This window comes from Dehalobacterium formicoaceticum (genome assembly GCF_002224645.1).
Taxonomy (GTDB): domain Bacteria; phylum Bacillota; class Dehalobacteriia; order Dehalobacteriales; family Dehalobacteriaceae; genus Dehalobacterium; species Dehalobacterium formicoaceticum.
The window spans coordinates 1,883,471-1,900,054 of the sequence record NZ_CP022121.1; the positions used below are offsets into that span (position 1 = coordinate 1,883,471).

Genomic DNA, 16,584 nt, shown 5'->3' on the forward strand with positions numbered 1-16,584 from the left:
AATATTGGAATCTGATAAGCTTATGCCAGAGTCCTGCATCCATATGTTTCCACATGAGGATCATGATTAATAAATATCACGGAATGATCATAAAAAAATGATCGTTTGAATGAATCCTGGGAGTGATACTAATTGACACAAATGAAATTTAAGTACGGACTGGAAGACAAGCCACCTATTTTCCAATTAATCGCATTTGGCCTTCAGTGGCTGGCTATCACGGTGCCAATAATTATTATCGTGGGTAAGATTGTGGCCGGGATAAGCGGAGGAAGCTCGGAGGAGCAAATTCTCTATTTGCAGCGGCTCTTTTTTGTGGTTGGTGTATCCCAATTAGTGCAGATACTTTTTGGACACCGCATGCCCTTAATCGTAGGACCGGCCACGGTCCTGTTAGTTGCCATCGGAGCAAGCCAGGGCTTCGGACAAAGCGTCATCGATACCTCCATTGTCATTAGCGGTTTAATCCTGGCCCTTTTAGCAGCTACGGGATTATTTGCCCGTTTAAGACAACTCTTTACGCCCCGGGTAGTGGCCACAATTTTAATATTAATTGCCTTTACCCTGACCCCGATGATTCTTAATCTGATTACCTCCACTTTTGGCACCATCAGTCCTTTTGAAAATCTAGTTTTCTCTTTACTTCTTTTGTTGGGCATTTTTGCGGCGAATAAATTACTGGCGCCAGGATTTTGGAAATCTACATTATTACTCTGGGTCATCATTTTAGGCAGTATCATTTATCTGTTGATATTTGGTGAGCACTTTTACATAGGGGAAGATACCAAAATTATTGCCGGATTTTTTCATAGTCTTTCTTTTGATTTTTCTGTCAATCCAGGTGTATTATTATCTTTTTTAATCTGTTTCTTAGCCCTTTCCGTAAACGACCTGGGCTCTATTCAGTCTGTGGGTGCAATGCTTCACACCGACCATATGGAAAAGAGAGTCACCAGAGGGATTACTTTAACGGGTCTGCTGAATGTCGGGGCAGGTTTATTTGGGGTAGTGGGTACTGTTAACTTCTCTTTAAGTCCCGGCGTAATTGCATCTACCGGGGTAGCCTCCCGGTTCACCCTGGTGCCTACAGCGCTGGGCTTGATGATCTTGGCTTTCCTGCCTAAAGCAATTGCGTTTATGGGCAGCATACCTTCAGTTATTATTGGCACTACCATGATCTATATAATGTGTTCTCAAATTGCGGCTGGGCTGATGACAGCTTTTCATGCCCAGGAAGGTTTTGCCTTTGAGGACGGTCTGGTGATGGGACTTTCTTTAATGCTAAGCATTTTGATATCGTTTTTACCCCAAGATGTATTAATCACCTTCCCCTTGTTTCTGCGACCGGTTTTAGGTAATGGTTTTGTGGTAGGAGTAATTTCAGTCTTAATTATGGATCATATCATTTTTCGGAAAAAATAAAAAAGCCGTGCTCGATAAACAATAAAACAAAGATTAATATTAAAAGTCAATTTACGAGGGGGAGTCATTTGAAATAAAAAGGTTATATACAGTGTATATAGGATATAGGATACTTGTTGACACTTCATAAGTTAAATAATTCACGTTCAAATATTAAAATTCACCCCGTGTTGTATCTTGGGGTAATGAAAGGAATGATCAGTTTCATGACTGAAAACAATGTTTAAATAGCAGATGCAGGGGCAGCCGGCTGGGTTGGCTATGCCATCGCCTCTTGGATGGCTTGGGCATCTTTATGTGGGTATGTTAGTGATAAAGCACTTCTTTATATGGCTGCTATCGCTTTAGTTAGAGGATTTGCTGAAAAACATAAGTAAGTAAAATGTTAGCAAAACGGCATAGACACATAAAATGGCAAGGAGTTCCAATTAGGAATCCCTTGCCATTATTGACTTTATTGGAGCTGATGGCCGGATTTGAACCGGCGACCTGCGCATTACGAGTGTCTATAACACTAGTTCTTATGAGACCAAATGAAATCATATGAGATGGTAGGAGACATGCGCCACAAGGGTTTCCGGTCTATTATCTGGTAAAACATAGATGCCGTCTGAAATGAGATTTATTAAAAATTGGGCACACAAAGGGCACACGGACTGCGCATTTTTTACGTGAAATGCGCAGGTCACCGGAAAAGACTTTCGAATTTTTCTACTGCATCGGCACCTTGCCCGGGCATTAAATGTCCATAAATATCTAAAGTGATTCTGATGGATGAGTGACCAAGGCGCTTAGATACGCGGTGGGCATCGACACCGGCATGCAGCATCAGGCTGGCGTGGGTATGCCTCAGGCAGTGAAAGTTTAGCCTAGGTAATCCGATCTGCTCAAGATATTCCGGAAACCATCCGGAAATAGTATCCGGGTGCATTGGCTTTCCGTCATCCTGGCAAAAGATAAGATCATCTTTACTATATTTTTCACCCCAAAACAATTTTGCAGCCGCCTGATCTTTCCTGTGCTCCTTTAGCACATTAACGACTTCATCTGATATATCAATTTTACGGCGGCTTTCTTTGGTTTTTGGTACTTTAAAAAATATGCCTTTTTCCGGGACATATGCCAGCGCACGAACGACCTTTAATGTTTTTTCTCTAAAGCTTACATCAGACCATTTTAGCCCAAGTAACTCCCCACGTCTTAACCCAGTGCGAATGGCAGTAAAAAGAATAGGGTAGTAGTCATTGTTTTTTACCCTCGTTTTTGGTATTATTTTACCGTGAGGATTAACCTTATTGTCAGGGGTGTTTTTAGCCGCTTCCAGCATGGCAGTTACCTCTGCCGATGACAAGACCTTAACAGTTTCATTGAGGTCACAATCATCATCGATGCTGTCTATGATCTCAGCGGGTGGCTTAGGGATCTCGACAGCATCAGCTGGATTAGTTAGTATTAACTGCTGTTTTAAGGCCGTGTCCAATGCTTTATGGATGACTCTATGATGATAAACAATGGTGGCATGTGAGATGGGCTTATTTTCCTGATTTTCCTTTCTCGCTTCCTTTTTTATTTTCATTTTATTAGGCAACTGCCCTTCTTCAATTATCTCGCGGTAAAACCTTTGCAAATGAACAGGGCTTAATTTGGCTAAAGGGATAGCTCCCATCTTAGGGATAACCCTGCCAGTAATAATTTGTCTGTATCTTCGAAGTGTAGTTGGCGCGAGTCTTAACGAGCCATAATCATCAAGCCAGTTTCTCAGATATTCTCCTAATGTAATATTCTGTGTGTCAATATAAATACCATCTTCTACTTCTTGTTCTAGTTTTTTAAGTTCTTTTTCAGCAGCTCTGATCCCACCATTAAAAACGCGTTTAATTCTTTGCCTTTTTCCAGTACCGGGATTTTTTCCTGCTTCGACTGTGATTAACCATTCGTCCTTTTTGCCCCTATATGGGTTAATGGTTCCTGCCATGATACAACCCCCTTTTTTTTGTTTTCATAGAACAAATAAGGCAAGAACATATGTTCTTGCTTGGTGTCGCCATCCCAACACCAAGGGTTAAGCACTTTCCCGCTCTAAGTAATCCTTGCCGTTCTTTTTAAAGTCCTCCAAATCAATAAATTGTTTGTCCGCAGCACTGGTTAATCTTGACCGGTCTTTTTTTGGTAATGCTTCAAAGTCTTCGTGTATCATAACACTTCTAAAGGAGCTCTTAGCTTTTTGAAATTCAAGACAACAAATAGTAGCTAATCTTGCTTTATTAAAGCCCTTAATCCCAAATAGATAAATGGGTTTTCCCCCTGTTGTTAAGGCATAATCTACTTCTAAGTCGTCCCTGTCTGGCAAAGGATTTACTGAAGCAACAGGATTGAACTGAAGGAGATCTTTAAAAACAAATTCTTTTAGCATTTCATAGAACAAACCTTGGACAACCTCATTTTTAAATTGTCTCATACTTGATACTTTGGCCACGGTTTGTGAAAATTGAAAAATGCCGGCGTATAAATTAGCAGGATCAATATCGGTATAGATTGTTCCGTTTTCGGTGATCAAACCATTTTCAGTTACAATTTTGTTGAATATCCGTTCTTTGTTAGGTGAATCTATGTCATAGGAATAAGACAAATGCATGAGAGTCATGCCAAAATCAGATATGCGTATTTTCCCATGATTTTCTTTTGATTCTTGAAGAAAGATATCAAGCATATCACCATCTTCATGATAAAAGGGTGCAAAAAGCTGCATTATCCCAGGACGTTTTTCCCGGAAAGATATTTTGTTGTTGAATTGTTTTTTTAATAGGTCTAGATAAACTAGATTCATTTTTTATCCCCCCTGTTCTGGGAAAAGAACTACTTGTTGATATTTCGGAAAATATTTTTCCCTATCTTGAATATTACAGTATTCTAAAAAAAACACAAGAGCATCTTCAAATGTAGCGTACTCCTCTGTTACTTCGGCATACCTATCACTTTTTAATCCGGCATTAATATTATAATCTTTTGCTTGATGAATATGATAATTATAATGAGGTAGATCGGCTTCTATATCATTTATATGATCTCCATGGGGGCCGTTACAACGTAATAAACAAATTTTACCTGAACCGTCTTTCTGAATATAATCTAACCCGATAGTGAAATTTTCTTCAAACGCTTCATGCTTTCTCATGAATACATAAAATCTATGAATATCATCAATAGATTTTATTTCTATATTATCTCTGTAGTGCCCGTTTTCTAAACATAGTTGCTTTTTAGGCTTAGTTATAATAGTTTTGGGGCATTTAATTAAAATATCAATTTCATTTTGAGTGAATTCTCGCAATATGGCTCTGCTCCTCTCATATTCTATAACGTAAGAAGTACGAAATAATATGTCTATTATTGTTATATTTTGTCGAAACGTCTGTGAACTACAAAGACCCGCTCCACCTGGGCAGGTCTTTATTTCTTTTGTAGCATTTCAATAATTTTTAGCTGCTGCTTAAGATTCTGCGGATCGAACCCCATGCCCACTGCGGTAGTAATCGCATCAGTCCAACCTTCATCAGCCAATTGCTTATTAACTAAGTGATCTCTGTATAGAGACAAAGAAGGGGCATCTTTTATGACTTTTACAAGATGCCCGATTATTCGATGATTAGTTATTTTTATGTCAGCATAAGCCGGATTAGCAGCTCTAAGTAATGTATGCCCATTTTCCTGTATGTAATATTTCAGTGTCGCTTCCCAGTCCATGTCCTGGCTGCCGGCAGCTACGATCATCCCGTGAGAGGCGGCGTCAGCCTGGCGCATTAGGGCAAGATCCCCATCATGGATCCCTGCCCATGACATTGAGTCTCCCTTAACCCTCAGGGCATAATCAGCTATGATTTCAGATGATAGTTCTATCTCATATTCCCAGTTATCTTCAGCAAGCACCGGCAGCCCTGCATGGATGGTGCCCAGGACTGGGATTTTTAAAGTGGATAGCTTTTTGAGTTCAGATTCTGGGGTTGTGCGTCCCAAAAGATAATCGGTGCTCACATTAAAGAAATCGGCTATTTTTATTAGTATTTTATTGTCTGGTTCTCGCGTGCCTGTTTCATACTGACTTAAAGTATTTTGAGCTATATTCAGCATACCAGATAATTCTTTTTGTGAATAACTACATTCATTTCTTAATTCTTTTATTACTTCTCCAACACTATCTTTGCTCATTTCAAGACACACTCCCTTCTAGCACTAATTTATCACTCAATGAGATAAGAATAAAGCAATATTTAAAAAATATCTCAAAAAGAGTTGACAAACGCAAATATATATATTAATATCTCATTAAGAGATATAAACAACTTGAAATGAGGTGACTGATTTGAAGCAAAGGCAATGGCTCATAAATTTAAGAGGCGATAAAACCCAACAAGAAGTAGCAAATAAAAGCAATATTTCCCAAAACCATTATAGCTGGATCGAAAATGGAGAAAGAAATCCATCAATAGAAACAGCAAAAGCTATAGCAAAAGTTCTAAGTTTTGAATGGATTAAATTCTTTAACGACAAGGAAGAAACTCCACAAGATTCAGAAGCAATCTAATCAATAACGGAAGGAAATTAAGCATAAAAAAGGGGGAAAAATCATGTTGCTATATGCAATTTATACACCAAACGAAATAAATAGCTGGAACCGTGAGGAAGTTTTTGCTTTTGCTTCCGTTGAAAGATTTATCGCAGGTATGAGGCTTGTAAATGAAATGGGAGAAAGCAAGGGAACGCTTAGACCGGTTACCAAAGAAGAAGCTAAAGAAATATCTTCTATAGCAACATTATTCACAGTTTCGGATAAATCCCCAAATTTTCACAAGGGGTAGGGGGTGAGGGAGATTGAAATTAGAGAGTATCTTTGGTTTTATTCTCGGATTCGTTGTTGCTGAAAGTTTTTATTACTTCTACCGCGCACATAAACGCAAACAAAGAAAACATTAATAAGATGGCCGCAAAAGTTACTTGGAGTGTGGCTAAAAATGAATCATCCGGAGTAAAAATCCTCCATACCAAAAAGCCCATACCAGATGGGAAACAAGTATAAAACTGTTTAATTAATTTGTCCACGTAGTTTTTCGAACATGCTATAGATTCTGAATCATCATTATTCTTAATCCTACGAAAGACAAATTCAAGCCATTTTAAAATTATAGAGGCCACTATCCCGGCTATAACACTTAAAACAAAATTGTTAATTTTAATCACATCCTTATGCTGGATAAATTCGACAAAGGCGAAGGGAAACCTATCAAACAAAAAAAGGAGGCGGGGGAGGATGGAATTAAAAATAAAAGCGAGAGTTGACCATTTGCAAGCGATTGAAGAAATTATTGAACGACTTGTCGAAATAGAAAAGAGGCACAGCTGCTGCTGTGCCCTAGAGATTAAAATTAACTGTTCTCCTGAGACTTATCAAGTGAAGAAATAGAAGTATATACGTCTTTAATCAACGATGCTAAATCATTACCAGTAAGAATATTTGTGTTAGTCTTGCCAAACCAGGCAGATATAAAAGAATTGACGACCTCAACAGTTAGTTCCTTATCAGTTTTAGCCACAGTAAACACCTCCCTTCATTTGGTAGTCTGGACAATTACCGTTTTCGACAAAAGGGAGGAAAATCCTGTTAAAGTGGCTTTTGTCAGGGTAAGAGGTGGTTACCGGATTCATGCGGCTGTAGCTGTGAGTACGAGGAGGGGGAAGGCACGAGGATGGGAAAAATCAAGAGAAGTGTTGAAACCAAAATGAGGAGGGTATGCCCAAATTGTGACAGGATAAGTGATAATGATGGGAATTTTTGTGAATTTTGCGGGATAAAAATTAGCGAAATATGTCCAACCTGTTGGCTGTACAATGATGGGCAACCCAGTAAATGTTCAAAAGAAAAATGCATCTCTATTTGAACTCAATATTCACACCTCCTTTCGTGAAATAGTACTTAGACAATTCCAATTTCAACAAAAGGGAGGAAAACCTGTCAGGAAATTCATATAAAATTGAAGAGGGAGGGATGAAGATGTCTCCCATACTAACGACAAAAGAAGCATGCGCCTATATGAAATGCGGTAAAAAGTTTTTATACGATGAGGTAAAGGCAGGAAGAATTAGGGCCCGTATATGCGGACACGGGTACCGTTTCCATAAGGCTGAACTTGAGAGATATGTAATAAGTGGAGCTTTCATTAGGGAGTTTTACCTGAAGGGAGGTGAAGCAAATGACTAAAGATCAACTTATTAGTAATCTTGAAAATTACGTAAACATTATTCGCAGATGCGAGGTTAAAGCCTTGGAAAGCCATGAAAAATTAAATGACCGATATTTCAAGGGAGTTGCAGATAATTATCATGATGAAATCGTAGATTTGGAGGATCTGATAAATAGAGCGAAGGGGGAAGTGTGAAAAGGAGGAGGTAGAGGCAGATGGCGATTAAACAGAGCGGCCAGTATTATCGCAATGTCAATCCTAAACCGGTGCGCGACAAGAATAAGGAGTCAATTAACCCATTAAGCAGTGAAGCGATTTATTCGGTAAATTTTGAAACCGGGGAAGTACTTGGTGAGGTAGTCGGCATTACAACAGATGAAAAGAGGATGAAAAAACGGGGTGATTCCGTGGCTAATTATTCCGGAGTAGAAGTAGCAAATATCCCCAAGGATGATTTTTTGAAAGCTTATAGGGAACATAGAACATATCGGAAGATAGGGAAGACACTAGGAATTTCTCAGGGAAGTGTATCCACCCTTTTTAAAATGTATGCCGACGATATTAGTATTTTAAAAAAACCCAAAGTTGCTTCGATTAATAAAGAATTTGAAAAGGAGGTTGATAAAATGATCGTTGAAATGAATACAACTGCCGTTGAGCCGACCATGCCCGAGGTGGAGCTGGTAAATCCGGAACCCTGGCCGGAGGAAGCGGATCAAGTGGATACACCTGACCGAAAAGATGTAAAAGCCGGGGACAAGATATCAGCTTTAGACGCGCTGGATTTTATGGAAGATTATAAAGAAGAGGTATACTCCGTTACAGAGATATTAGACTAGGTTAAAAAAATCCATCCCCGGATCAGATTGCTTATTGAAAGGCAGCAACGCGAAACAGAGAGGAAAATCGCTCAGATCGAGGATAAGCTGAGAAACATTGAGATTGTAATATGAGTGGAAAAAGCAAAGTCTGTCAAATATGTCAACACTTTAGCAGCAAGATGGTCTGTGATATCTGGAATAAAAGAATGAACCCGCTTCTTGCTGCTTGTCAATATTTTGCAGAGCGGATAAGTTATTCTGATTACTTTAAAAAATAAAGCCGCTACTGAAGCGGCCAGAAAAAATTATCTAATAAAAATATAACAAAAAGGAGAGGGAAAATCAAATGAATATTATCCCAGCAGAACAAAGCGGTATTTTAATTCAAGATAGTGGCAGCAGTGCATTAGATATGGCCCGGAGGCTTGAGGAGACAAAAGCAAAATTAATATTAACAAAGTCATTCTTTGAAAGTGTAATGGAAAAAGACGTTGATTATGGTACTATCCCGGGTACTCAGAAGCCATCTTTGCTTCAACCAGGAGCGGACAAGCTCAGCAATTTGTATGGGTTCTCTAAAATGATTGAAGAAAAGCAAGAAAAGAAGGATTATGACACAGGCCATTATGATGTAACGGTAAAAGTACGGCTGATCCACCGGGGATCGCAAATTATAGCTGGCGAAGGTGAGGGGAGCTGCAGTACATACGAATCAAAATACCGCTACCGCTGGGTACCGGAATGGGAGCTGCTCTCTAGTATTGATAAAGATTCATTGGACTATAAAGAGAAGATCGGCAAAAATGGTCAATTCAAAGTTTACCGTGTAGAGAACGAAGATCTTTTTAGCCAATGGAATACAGTTTTGAAGATGGCCACAAAAAGAGCCTTTGTGGCAGCGATACTTTCCGCTACGGGATTGAGCGGATTATTCTCCCAGGATGATGACGATTTCAATTCATGGATCGCCGGCACCGGTAATGATGAGCGCGATAAGGGTAAGCGAAACAAAGGAAACCATGGAAATCATCCTACCGCTTCTGCTTCACATGGCAAAAAGGATCAACCTAACCGGTTAGAGCAGCAGAAAAAGGCAATTATCGAGATTGGGAAAAACAGAGGCCTGAATGAAAATATGGTAGAGGACCTCTTCCATATCAAGCATGATAAAGCGCTTAATGACTTAACATCCGAGGAAGCGGGGCAATTTATTGTGTTTCTACAAAAAACGGACCCGGCAGAGCTAGTACTAGCATTTGCCAAATCAGAGCAAAAAGATGAGCAAGCCGAATAACGAGGGGACACTTATGAGGCACTTTAAAATGATACTAACTGAAGGAATGACGCATCGGGCAGTGATTATTGACACTCTTCCAGAATTGGAAGTATGGTTTAGCCTCGAAGGATTAGCATTAGATAAAATCATGTATTTAGGATCTTGCCGGCCGGCTGATCAAGGCAAAAGTCCGGAGCAATACATTAAGTGGCTGGAGTATATCGGCTACAAGGAAGTCAAACCTATTGGTGATTGAGATCGGAGGTAGTGAAGATGAAAGTTGAAATGCGCAAGATTTTAACCTTTGTGCTGATCGCAACCCTATTATTTATTACCCTTCCCGGGATACTTGATTCTTATGCAAAGAGGCAGCAATTACGAAAACCAGAGGGATACACCATATACACGATATACACCGTTCAGCAGGGTGATAGCTTATGGAAGATAGCAAAACACTACTACCCTGATATTGACCCCAGGACGGGTGTGCATTGGTTATTGGAAGCTAATTCTATGGGTAAGGCAAAAACTATTTACCCGGGAGACAGTCTCAATGTCCCGGTGTCAGATGGCGATTTGCCGGATCCATTGGAGTGAGTGCTATTAGTTTTGTTAGCAAGGATAAATCATCTTTAACTACATAAGAGAAATCAATGCCTTTTACGATTGGCTCGAAACCAACTCTATATCTGACTCCTGTATTGTCTTATGGCATGCCTTAATGCACATCTGCAATAAAGCAGGATGGGTACCGGAGTTCGCTGTAGCCATATCTACCCTGGAAGCCAAGACTGGGCTGAAGAAGGATGCGATTAACAGGGCGCGTCAAAGGCTGCAACAAGCTGGCAGAATATCATTCAGAAGCAGATCAGGACAACAATCAGCACTTTACTCAATTGTTTTTTTTGAAAGTAATTGTGACGTTTTAAAAGACGCTAACCGCATCACAAACCGCGCGCAAACCGCGTCACAAACTGCACCGCAAACCGCGTCTATTATTAAACTAAACGAAACTAATAATAATAATAAAAACGCGCGCGCGCGAGATGAATCGATTAACATTTTTGATCTGATCGAAAAAGAATACGGTCGCGCTTTAAGCCCAATCGAGAGTGATCTGATAATTTCATGGGAGAAAAATCATTCCCCTGAAATTATCAGGGAGGCTATTAAACGATCGGTATTACGTGGTGTCTTTAATTTAAATTACTCAGATAAAATTTTACTCGAATGGGAAAAGGCAAATATTAAGACGATTCAAGGGATTGATGACTATGAAAGTAAAAAACAGAAGCGGGGGAAAGCCCCGTCATCTAGTGTCAGAAAAATTGAATCGCCAAAGAAGGATATGAGTTTTCTGTACGAGTTGTAAGAGGGGGATAAGTATATACTCAATCGTATTGTATTAATTGGCAGACTGGTTAGGGATCCGGAACTCCGCTATACCCCAAATGGAGTAGCCGTTGCCACTTTTACACTGGCAGTGGACAGGCTGCGGACTCAGGAAGGTGGGCCAAAAAGCTGATTTTATAAAAATTATTGCTTGGCAGAAACAAGCGGAAGCATGTGTTAGTTATTTGGCCAAGGGCAAGGTCGCTGCTGTGGATGGACGTTTGCAGATCAGGAACTACGATGGGCAAGACGGACAGAAACGGTGGGTGGCTGAGGTTATTGCGGAGTCAGTTAGATTTTTGAGCCCTAAAGATGCTGTAGAAAATGAATTTATTGTAGGGGAAATAGATCACGCGGATGACGATCTGCCATTTTGAGAATGATTACTATTCTGAAAGAGTCATAATGTAGAGGGGTGATAGATTTGGCTTTATTAAAAGTGAAAATGTCGGTAGAAAATTACCTTCTTTTGATGGCTAAATGTAGGGTAGATATTAGCATTGAAGATGATGATGCAGCGGATGGCCAATCAATGTCTGCTCCGGGAAATTTGTAATTTTGTGAAGGAGTGAGTCATATGCCTCGTAAGAATTCAAACGCCCGGCAGAGAGTGCAAAACAAGAAAATAAAAATAAAGCCTGATTTTTTCGTCGAAGTTGATATACCCAGTAAGCCATGGCGCCAGATGGATGACATTAGCCCGGGCTACGTAGTAGCCCGGGGAGAATTTAAAATTATCGAGAAAATTTAATTATAAACGATTAGGTTGGTGATAAAATGCTAGAAAAAGCAATTAATAAAATTAAGTCCGAAATGGACATAGACAAGAATAAAAATAATGTTTTTATGCAAACCGTAGGGAATTTTTTATTGCGATATTTGGAAAGCAACCCGGGTGCCGCAGAGAATATCATGCAGAATGATAAAACATTAGCAATGAGCATGGGCGCGATGAGAGCTGAGGCAAAAAAACATAAGCATGGGGATTTTGCCGTACTCACTGATCAGGAAGGATTCGCGGTTGTGTTAAAATATTATAATATTAACGGAACCCCTGTTCAGGCCACATCAGCAATCATAGCTCCCGCTCCGGAGCCGGTAAAGGAGGACACTAGTTTTAATATCCGCCTTGAAGACTTGCTATAAGGGGGGATAATGGCAAATGCTTATAAAAAGAGAAATAGAGCGAACTGACATTCTAGAATTTCCGAATCCACCTCCTGTAGGGGGAAAAATGAGTGAATATGTTGCAGCGGTTCAGGTATTAAAATTAAAAAGATGCGGGGAAGTTTTGGTTATTGATGTTTTCCGAAGAGCTGACGAAGGGTTACTGTTCCGCTTTTTCTCGGACGGAAATACATTCTTGATTACCGAAAAGTGGCCAGTCGAAAGATGGGACAAGAGTCTCAGTATATTTTTGTATCTTGAGTATATTGAAGCTGCAGAAGGCGACATAGAACTTGCACATCAAATGTTAAAGGATAAGCAACCGCCATGGTATTATACGTCCGGAATAAAAAACGAGATGACATCTTTTATCAGAGGTATAAATGAGAAAAAACAAGAGCAGACGATGGAAAGAAAATATTCCAAGATGACTGAGCATTTTAATATGTTCCCTGATTATCCTGATGATCTGGCAGATTATTGCGATACTAATGTCTTCCGCTACACTTATATTTTCTTAAGCAAGATTCAGAAAGGGAAAAGAGAAGCGGTATGTGGTCACTGTGGACATAAATTTTTTGTAAGCAAAGATGTAAAACCGGGACAAAATGGGATTTGCCCGGGATGCGAAATGGTTGCAGGATATCGTGCCATATGGGCCAAGGGCAGCTATAAAGAAAAAAGTAATATCTGCATCACTCATAAATTTAAAGGGCAGCTGCTGATCCGATGGACAAAAGTAGTCCGTACGTTTAATGACACGAAACCAATATATCATTTCGATGATTACTACAGAAATCTTTACCTCCACACCTCGGAAGGTCCGGTAATTTACGCTTACGATTACAAACCGGTTATACATTGGGGCGAAAACTGGTACCGCCAAAAGAATGGCTCTGTGCATTATGGGGAATCATTCGTTTATACGAACAATCTAAAAGAGGTTTTTGGCGATTTTTATTACCATGTTGACTTGGAAGCGGGACTTAAAGATGCCGGCAGTTTATCATTCACATCATTACTGGACAACCTCAAAAACATTCCAGCAGCAGAATATCTTTTTAAATTGGGAATGCCTGCTCTGGCGGCCAGATGTGACTGGTTAGAACCGGGTAATCGTGCGGGGTTTTCAGAAGTGCTTGGTGTCAGCAAACAATATCTCCCGCTATACAGTAAATTTAACGTCACCATGCTTGAGCACAAAATTATTAAGGCGGCAAAGACATACGTTAGCGAAACAAACTTTGAAAAACTTCGTTTGCTTGCTCCAAAGACTACGGATTACAACGATATTGTGGATATTCTTAAAAACGTCTCTTTTGAACGATTTGTGAACTATTTTTCAAAACAAAAGGCTTTAAATAATGAGAAAGCGCTTCAATATATTTTAATATTATATAAGGATTATCTGAGCATGTCGGAATCATTAAAAGTTGATATGTCACGAAAATCCGTATATTTTCCTAAAAACATCAAAGAGGCACACGATTTAATCTTATTACGGTTTAATAAGATTAAGTATGCAAAGGAAGATGAGACATTTAAGCAGAATTACGGAAAGCTTTATTATGGCATAAAAGAATACAAAAAAGGAGATTATTGCATCGTATTTCCAGCTTCGCGCAGTGATTTTATTGCTGAGGGGCAATCATTAAAACATTGTGTTGGCGTGGATAGATACTATCAAAATCATATAGCCGGCACCAAGATGATATTTTTTGTCAGGAGAGCAAGGGAACCAGAAAAACCATATTACACATTAGAAATTGATATGGAAAATTTAAAGATATTACAACTTTATGGATTTAGTGATCGAGCCGCTCCGCCAGAAGTAAATAAGTTCGCTAATGAATTTCTGAGTAGGCTGCCTGTTCGTAAAGATAATAGAATCCGAGTAGCTACCACGGCATAACCTGGAAGGAGACAAGAGATATGGAAATAAAAACAACCCTTAATATCTATAGAAATGCAGAACAGATAGCTGCAGAGATAAATGGCATAAAAAAACAAACAAGAGCAATGCTACTGTATAACAGCATTGAAATAGGCAGACGCCTATGGGAAGCTAAATCATACGTTCCCCACGGGGAATGGGGAACGTGGCTCCAGGAGTCGGTAGAGTACTCTCCCAGTACGGCCCATAACCTTATGCGGATATTTGAAGAGTACGGTGCCGAGCAGCTGAGTCTTTTTGATAACAATGCAAAATCCCAAGCGCTTGGGAATTTGAGCTATACCCAGGCCGTGGCCCTGCTAGGAATCCCCCAAGAGGAGCGGGAAGAATTTATTAAAGATCACGATCTTGATAGCATGTCTACCCGGGAGTTACAAAAGGCTATAAAGGAGCGGGATGAAGCTCTTAAAAAATTAGAAAATGCTAAAAAGACAGCTGAAGAGGTTTGCGAATCTAACTCAAAACTTATGGAGGAAAAAGAAAATTTAGAAACTAATGCTCGAATTTTGGAACAGATATTTTCGGATGTCCAGAAAAAATCAGAAACACTTCATGATACTTTAGAAAAAGAGCGTAATAAATCAAAAGAAGAAATATTAAGTGTCTGTGATGATTACAAAAATGCAGGAGCGGCTAAAACAAAGATAATGTGAAGCGGGAGAATGAGAGGTTAAAAAGATTTCATGAAGTCGGAAAAGCAAACGCCTAAAAACCGAATATATGCTAATAAGGGTGCCGTTTTTGAGCAAGAAATTATTATGACCAATGCAAAGTATGAAACCAGAGGCATAGCCATGGTCCAAAAGATCAGTACGCCCTGGCAAGTGGTCCGAGATGGTTCCAGGATTATGTCGGCCGAAATCAACTTTAGACTTCAGGGGTACGGTCCGGGGTGGGATTTCAATCAGTTTTGATTGTAAAGAGTCTGAGGATGAACGAGGACTCCCGCTTAAGCATATCCTTTGCTATATGAAGCTAATGGACAAACGGTATTTAATTTCTGGTCAGGCAGTGTTGAAATATTGGGACCGCTGGCAGCTGAACAAGGGTAAACGCGGTTATAATTACATCGATGTAGCGGATATGATTGAAGTCCTGCCACGGAATGGAATAGTGCTGGATTATCTGGCTGGGCTGGAGGGAAGCGGTCAAACAAATACATAAGGAAATAAGGAGGCTTTTATTTTGAAATCAGCTACTTTTCAAGCCAAAGATGATATACGGTTAGATAGTTTTTTAAAAGTAAAACCTAACCTACTGGTGCGGGTTCCTATTATTGTAATCTATAATAATCCGGCAGATTATCCAGGGAAATTCGTTGCACGCCTTTGGGATGTTAATAAGCCCACACGCTACGCGGTAGTAAAAGATACTTTAGAGGAAGCTAGAAAAGCAATCCCTTATTTTATGTGGCGGATAGGTCGGGACGAAAAAGATGATCCCGTGATTGTTGAAATTTGGATGTAATAAGATAATATGAGGAAAGATGCGAGGTGGAGGTGAGTACTTGAATTACATCCGAGAAGCGGAAGAAAGGCTTAGATATTACCGGGAGCTTTATGCAAGTATTAGGCAAAATGAAAGGGATATTAGCAGGTTGATTGTCAAGGCTGGACCAAAACATTTGACGGCTATCGCCATTAGCGAGGCAGCCACTTCCGGTAATGGGCATGATGAGACGATTAATATCCTATATCAGATTCAGGTTTTGAGTGATATTAAATTAAAAACTGAAAAGGCAATGGATGAGGTTAATGCTATAATTAAAGATATCAGCAAGGATGATGGGTGCGAACTATATGGGAAATTACTACATGATTGGTACATTGAACGCAAGCCTAAGGATCAGATAGGGGAAGAGATGCATATTAGTGAGAGGCATGTCTATCGAATTAAGGATCGGGCGATAAGAAAATTCGCGGTGAGGTTATTTGGAATAGAGGCACTAAGGGCAATGTGATGTCAAAAACATGTCATGGTATGATTCGGATTAATAATATATTATGTTATTAATTAAAAGTTTACAGAGCACTTTGGATTTGTCAATATTGGTTCAGTAAAAAAGCGCAAGGATAAAATATTAGTTTAAATCGTTGGGCTGCTGCCGCTGCCCCTATTTCATTAGCTAGTTTTAGAGCTTCAATGCGTTCCTCTTTTGTGTAACTTTTTGCCATCCAAAATCGCTCCTTTGTATTTTTAGTATATCATTTCCTTGCGATTTTGGACTGCACTTTAATTATAGCACTCCACAATCTTTAGAGTTGATGGCAAAGAATTTTTTGGTCGATTAAAGGTGACCCAGTCAGAGGATCAAAA

General features: G+C 39.6%; 25 protein-coding genes, 1 tRNA gene and 1 pseudogene. 21 read left to right on the forward strand and 6 right to left on the reverse strand.

What is annotated here, in order from left to right:
- Positions 1-141 precede the first annotated feature (141 nt).
- Positions 142-1,422: a uracil-xanthine permease family protein gene (locus CEQ75_RS09160; RefSeq protein WP_242965467.1), complete on the forward strand. Its 1,281-nt coding sequence runs from the start codon at positions 142-144 to the stop codon at positions 1,420-1,422.
- A 458-nt stretch (positions 1,423-1,880) separates the two neighbouring features.
- On the opposite strand, the gene CEQ75_RS18335 is transcribed toward CEQ75_RS09160, so the two are convergent.
- The 5 genes from CEQ75_RS18335 to CEQ75_RS09180 all read right to left on the reverse strand — a co-directional run bounded on the left by CEQ75_RS18335 (position 1,881) and on the right by CEQ75_RS09180 (position 5,628).
- Positions 1,881-1,963 (reverse strand) — tRNA-Thr (locus CEQ75_RS18335).
- A gap of 144 nt (positions 1,964-2,107) precedes the next feature.
- On the reverse strand, positions 2,108-3,397 hold the full coding sequence (locus tag CEQ75_RS09165; protein ID WP_089610061.1) for a tyrosine-type recombinase/integrase: 1,290 nt from the start codon (positions 3,395-3,397) through the stop codon (positions 2,108-2,110).
- Between the two features lie 87 nt (positions 3,398-3,484).
- The gene (locus CEQ75_RS09170; RefSeq protein ID WP_089610062.1) at positions 3,485-4,249 is read right to left on the reverse strand and encodes a DUF1828 domain-containing protein; all 765 of its coding nucleotides are present in this window, start codon (positions 4,247-4,249) and stop codon (positions 3,485-3,487) included.
- Between the two features lie 3 nt (positions 4,250-4,252).
- Positions 4,253-4,753 (reverse strand): DUF6978 family protein, encoded by a 501-nt coding sequence (locus CEQ75_RS09175; protein ID WP_089610063.1) that lies wholly within the window; start codon positions 4,751-4,753, stop codon positions 4,253-4,255.
- 119 nt (positions 4,754-4,872) lie between these two features.
- The gene (locus CEQ75_RS09180; RefSeq protein ID WP_089610064.1) at positions 4,873-5,628 is read right to left on the reverse strand and encodes a LexA family protein; all 756 of its coding nucleotides are present in this window, start codon (positions 5,626-5,628) and stop codon (positions 4,873-4,875) included.
- A 154-nt stretch (positions 5,629-5,782) separates the two neighbouring features.
- Here CEQ75_RS09180 and CEQ75_RS09185 point away from each other — a divergent pair, with 154 nt between their 5' ends.
- The 20 genes and pseudogenes from CEQ75_RS09185 to CEQ75_RS09265 all read left to right on the forward strand — a co-directional run bounded on the left by CEQ75_RS09185 (position 5,783) and on the right by CEQ75_RS09265 (position 16,228).
- Positions 5,783-6,004 carry a helix-turn-helix domain-containing protein gene (locus CEQ75_RS09185; protein ID WP_198306490.1) on the forward strand — a complete coding sequence of 74 codons (222 nt, stop codon included), beginning with the start codon at positions 5,783-5,785 and terminating at the stop codon, positions 6,002-6,004.
- 43 nt (positions 6,005-6,047) lie between these two features.
- On the forward strand, positions 6,048-6,278 hold the full coding sequence (locus CEQ75_RS09190) for a hypothetical protein (protein WP_089610066.1): 231 nt from the start codon (positions 6,048-6,050) through the stop codon (positions 6,276-6,278).
- 449 nt (positions 6,279-6,727) lie between these two features.
- Positions 6,728-6,880, forward strand: coding sequence for a hypothetical protein (locus tag CEQ75_RS18340; protein ID WP_157677390.1), 153 nt, complete (start codon positions 6,728-6,730; stop codon positions 6,878-6,880).
- A 588-nt stretch (positions 6,881-7,468) separates the two neighbouring features.
- Positions 7,469-7,675: a helix-turn-helix domain-containing protein gene (locus tag CEQ75_RS09200; RefSeq protein ID WP_157677391.1), complete on the forward strand. Its 207-nt coding sequence runs from the start codon at positions 7,469-7,471 to the stop codon at positions 7,673-7,675.
- On the forward strand, positions 7,668-7,853 hold the full coding sequence (locus CEQ75_RS09205; protein WP_089610069.1) for a hypothetical protein: 186 nt from the start codon (positions 7,668-7,670) through the stop codon (positions 7,851-7,853). Before CEQ75_RS09200 ends, CEQ75_RS09205 begins: the two co-directional genes overlap by 8 nt.
- A 20-nt stretch (positions 7,854-7,873) precedes the next feature.
- A complete protein-coding gene (locus tag CEQ75_RS09210) occupies positions 7,874-8,497 on the forward strand; it encodes a hypothetical protein (protein ID WP_089610070.1) in 624 nt (207 codons plus the stop codon).
- Between the two features lie 328 nt (positions 8,498-8,825).
- Entirely contained in the window at positions 8,826-9,773 is a 948-nt protein-coding gene (locus CEQ75_RS09215; protein ID WP_089610071.1) for a hypothetical protein, read from the forward strand.
- Positions 9,774-9,801: 28 nt separating this feature from the next.
- On the forward strand, positions 9,802-10,011 hold the full coding sequence (locus CEQ75_RS09220) for a hypothetical protein (protein ID WP_157677392.1): 210 nt from the start codon (positions 9,802-9,804) through the stop codon (positions 10,009-10,011).
- A 17-nt stretch (positions 10,012-10,028) separates the two neighbouring features.
- Positions 10,029-10,352: a LysM peptidoglycan-binding domain-containing protein gene (locus CEQ75_RS09225; protein ID WP_089610073.1), complete on the forward strand. Its 324-nt coding sequence runs from the start codon at positions 10,029-10,031 to the stop codon at positions 10,350-10,352.
- A 124-nt stretch (positions 10,353-10,476) separates the two neighbouring features.
- Complete coding sequence (locus CEQ75_RS09230) at positions 10,477-11,127, forward strand: DnaD domain-containing protein (protein ID WP_089610074.1); 651 nt, start codon at positions 10,477-10,479, stop codon at positions 11,125-11,127.
- A gap of 15 nt (positions 11,128-11,142) precedes the next feature.
- A pseudogene (ssb, locus tag CEQ75_RS09235) lies at positions 11,143-11,524 on the forward strand (single-stranded DNA-binding protein).
- A 47-nt stretch (positions 11,525-11,571) separates the two neighbouring features.
- A complete protein-coding gene (locus tag CEQ75_RS19210) occupies positions 11,572-11,703 on the forward strand; it encodes a hypothetical protein (RefSeq protein ID WP_276327709.1) in 132 nt (43 codons plus the stop codon).
- A gap of 21 nt (positions 11,704-11,724) precedes the next feature.
- Positions 11,725-11,898 carry a hypothetical protein gene (locus CEQ75_RS18345; RefSeq protein WP_157677393.1) on the forward strand — a complete coding sequence of 58 codons (174 nt, stop codon included), beginning with the start codon at positions 11,725-11,727 and terminating at the stop codon, positions 11,896-11,898.
- A 26-nt stretch (positions 11,899-11,924) separates the two neighbouring features.
- Positions 11,925-12,293: a hypothetical protein gene (locus CEQ75_RS09240; protein ID WP_089610075.1), complete on the forward strand. Its 369-nt coding sequence runs from the start codon at positions 11,925-11,927 to the stop codon at positions 12,291-12,293.
- A 16-nt stretch (positions 12,294-12,309) separates the two neighbouring features.
- Positions 12,310-14,226: a PcfJ domain-containing protein gene (locus tag CEQ75_RS09245; protein WP_089610076.1), complete on the forward strand. Its 1,917-nt coding sequence runs from the start codon at positions 12,310-12,312 to the stop codon at positions 14,224-14,226.
- Positions 14,227-14,246: 20 nt separating this feature from the next.
- Positions 14,247-14,921, forward strand: a complete 675-nt coding sequence (locus CEQ75_RS09250) for a DUF3102 domain-containing protein (RefSeq protein ID WP_089610077.1) — start codon at positions 14,247-14,249, stop codon at positions 14,919-14,921.
- A 30-nt stretch (positions 14,922-14,951) separates the two neighbouring features.
- Positions 14,952-15,182, forward strand: coding sequence for a Holliday junction resolvase RecU (locus tag CEQ75_RS18635; RefSeq protein WP_198306491.1), 231 nt, complete (start codon positions 14,952-14,954; stop codon positions 15,180-15,182).
- A 55-nt stretch (positions 15,183-15,237) separates the two neighbouring features.
- A complete protein-coding gene (locus CEQ75_RS18640) occupies positions 15,238-15,432 on the forward strand; it encodes a hypothetical protein (RefSeq protein WP_198306492.1) in 195 nt (64 codons plus the stop codon).
- Positions 15,433-15,453: 21 nt separating this feature from the next.
- A complete protein-coding gene (locus tag CEQ75_RS09260) occupies positions 15,454-15,735 on the forward strand; it encodes a hypothetical protein (protein ID WP_089610078.1) in 282 nt (93 codons plus the stop codon).
- A 40-nt stretch (positions 15,736-15,775) separates the two neighbouring features.
- A complete protein-coding gene (locus CEQ75_RS09265; protein WP_089610079.1) occupies positions 15,776-16,228 on the forward strand; it encodes a hypothetical protein in 453 nt (150 codons plus the stop codon).
- A gap of 82 nt (positions 16,229-16,310) precedes the next feature.
- Here the strand turns inward: CEQ75_RS09265 and CEQ75_RS19215 are convergent, their stop codons facing one another.
- Positions 16,311-16,442, reverse strand: coding sequence for a hypothetical protein (locus tag CEQ75_RS19215; RefSeq protein WP_276327710.1), 132 nt, complete (start codon positions 16,440-16,442; stop codon positions 16,311-16,313).
- Positions 16,443-16,584 lie beyond the last annotated feature (142 nt).

What these genes read in the sequence shown, in the direction of transcription:
- CEQ75_RS09160 (WP_242965467.1), top strand. Translation starts at nt 142, where the DNA reads ATGAAATTTAAGTACGGACTGGAAGACAAGCCACCTATTTTCCAATTA.
- CEQ75_RS09165 (WP_089610061.1), bottom strand. Translation starts at nt 3,397, where the DNA reads ATGGCAGGAACCATTAACCCATATAGGGGCAAAAAGGACGAATGGTTA.
- CEQ75_RS09170 (WP_089610062.1), bottom strand. Translation starts at nt 4,249, where the DNA reads ATGAATCTAGTTTATCTAGACCTATTAAAAAAACAATTCAACAACAAA.
- CEQ75_RS09180 (WP_089610064.1), bottom strand. Translation starts at nt 5,628, where the DNA reads ATGAGCAAAGATAGTGTTGGAGAAGTAATAAAAGAATTAAGAAATGAA.
- CEQ75_RS09190 (WP_089610066.1), top strand. Translation starts at nt 6,048, where the DNA reads ATGTTGCTATATGCAATTTATACACCAAACGAAATAAATAGCTGGAAC.
- CEQ75_RS18340 (WP_157677390.1), top strand. Translation starts at nt 6,728, where the DNA reads ATGGAATTAAAAATAAAAGCGAGAGTTGACCATTTGCAAGCGATTGAA.
- CEQ75_RS09200 (WP_157677391.1), top strand. Translation starts at nt 7,469, where the DNA reads ATGTCTCCCATACTAACGACAAAAGAAGCATGCGCCTATATGAAATGC.
- CEQ75_RS09205 (WP_089610069.1), top strand. Translation starts at nt 7,668, where the DNA reads ATGACTAAAGATCAACTTATTAGTAATCTTGAAAATTACGTAAACATT.
- CEQ75_RS09210 (WP_089610070.1), top strand. Translation starts at nt 7,874, where the DNA reads ATGGCGATTAAACAGAGCGGCCAGTATTATCGCAATGTCAATCCTAAA.
- CEQ75_RS09215 (WP_089610071.1), top strand. Translation starts at nt 8,826, where the DNA reads ATGAATATTATCCCAGCAGAACAAAGCGGTATTTTAATTCAAGATAGT.
- CEQ75_RS09220 (WP_157677392.1), top strand. Translation starts at nt 9,802, where the DNA reads ATGATACTAACTGAAGGAATGACGCATCGGGCAGTGATTATTGACACT.
- CEQ75_RS09225 (WP_089610073.1), top strand. Translation starts at nt 10,029, where the DNA reads ATGAAAGTTGAAATGCGCAAGATTTTAACCTTTGTGCTGATCGCAACC.
- CEQ75_RS09230 (WP_089610074.1), top strand. Translation starts at nt 10,477, where the DNA reads ATGCACATCTGCAATAAAGCAGGATGGGTACCGGAGTTCGCTGTAGCC.
- CEQ75_RS18345 (WP_157677393.1), top strand. Translation starts at nt 11,725, where the DNA reads ATGCCTCGTAAGAATTCAAACGCCCGGCAGAGAGTGCAAAACAAGAAA.
- CEQ75_RS09240 (WP_089610075.1), top strand. Translation starts at nt 11,925, where the DNA reads ATGCTAGAAAAAGCAATTAATAAAATTAAGTCCGAAATGGACATAGAC.
- CEQ75_RS09245 (WP_089610076.1), top strand. Translation starts at nt 12,310, where the DNA reads ATGCTTATAAAAAGAGAAATAGAGCGAACTGACATTCTAGAATTTCCG.
- CEQ75_RS09250 (WP_089610077.1), top strand. Translation starts at nt 14,247, where the DNA reads ATGGAAATAAAAACAACCCTTAATATCTATAGAAATGCAGAACAGATA.
- CEQ75_RS18635 (WP_198306491.1), top strand. Translation starts at nt 14,952, where the DNA reads ATGAAGTCGGAAAAGCAAACGCCTAAAAACCGAATATATGCTAATAAG.
- CEQ75_RS18640 (WP_198306492.1), top strand. Translation starts at nt 15,238, where the DNA reads ATGAAGCTAATGGACAAACGGTATTTAATTTCTGGTCAGGCAGTGTTG.
- CEQ75_RS19215 (WP_276327710.1), bottom strand. Translation starts at nt 16,442, where the DNA reads ATGGCAAAAAGTTACACAAAAGAGGAACGCATTGAAGCTCTAAAACTA.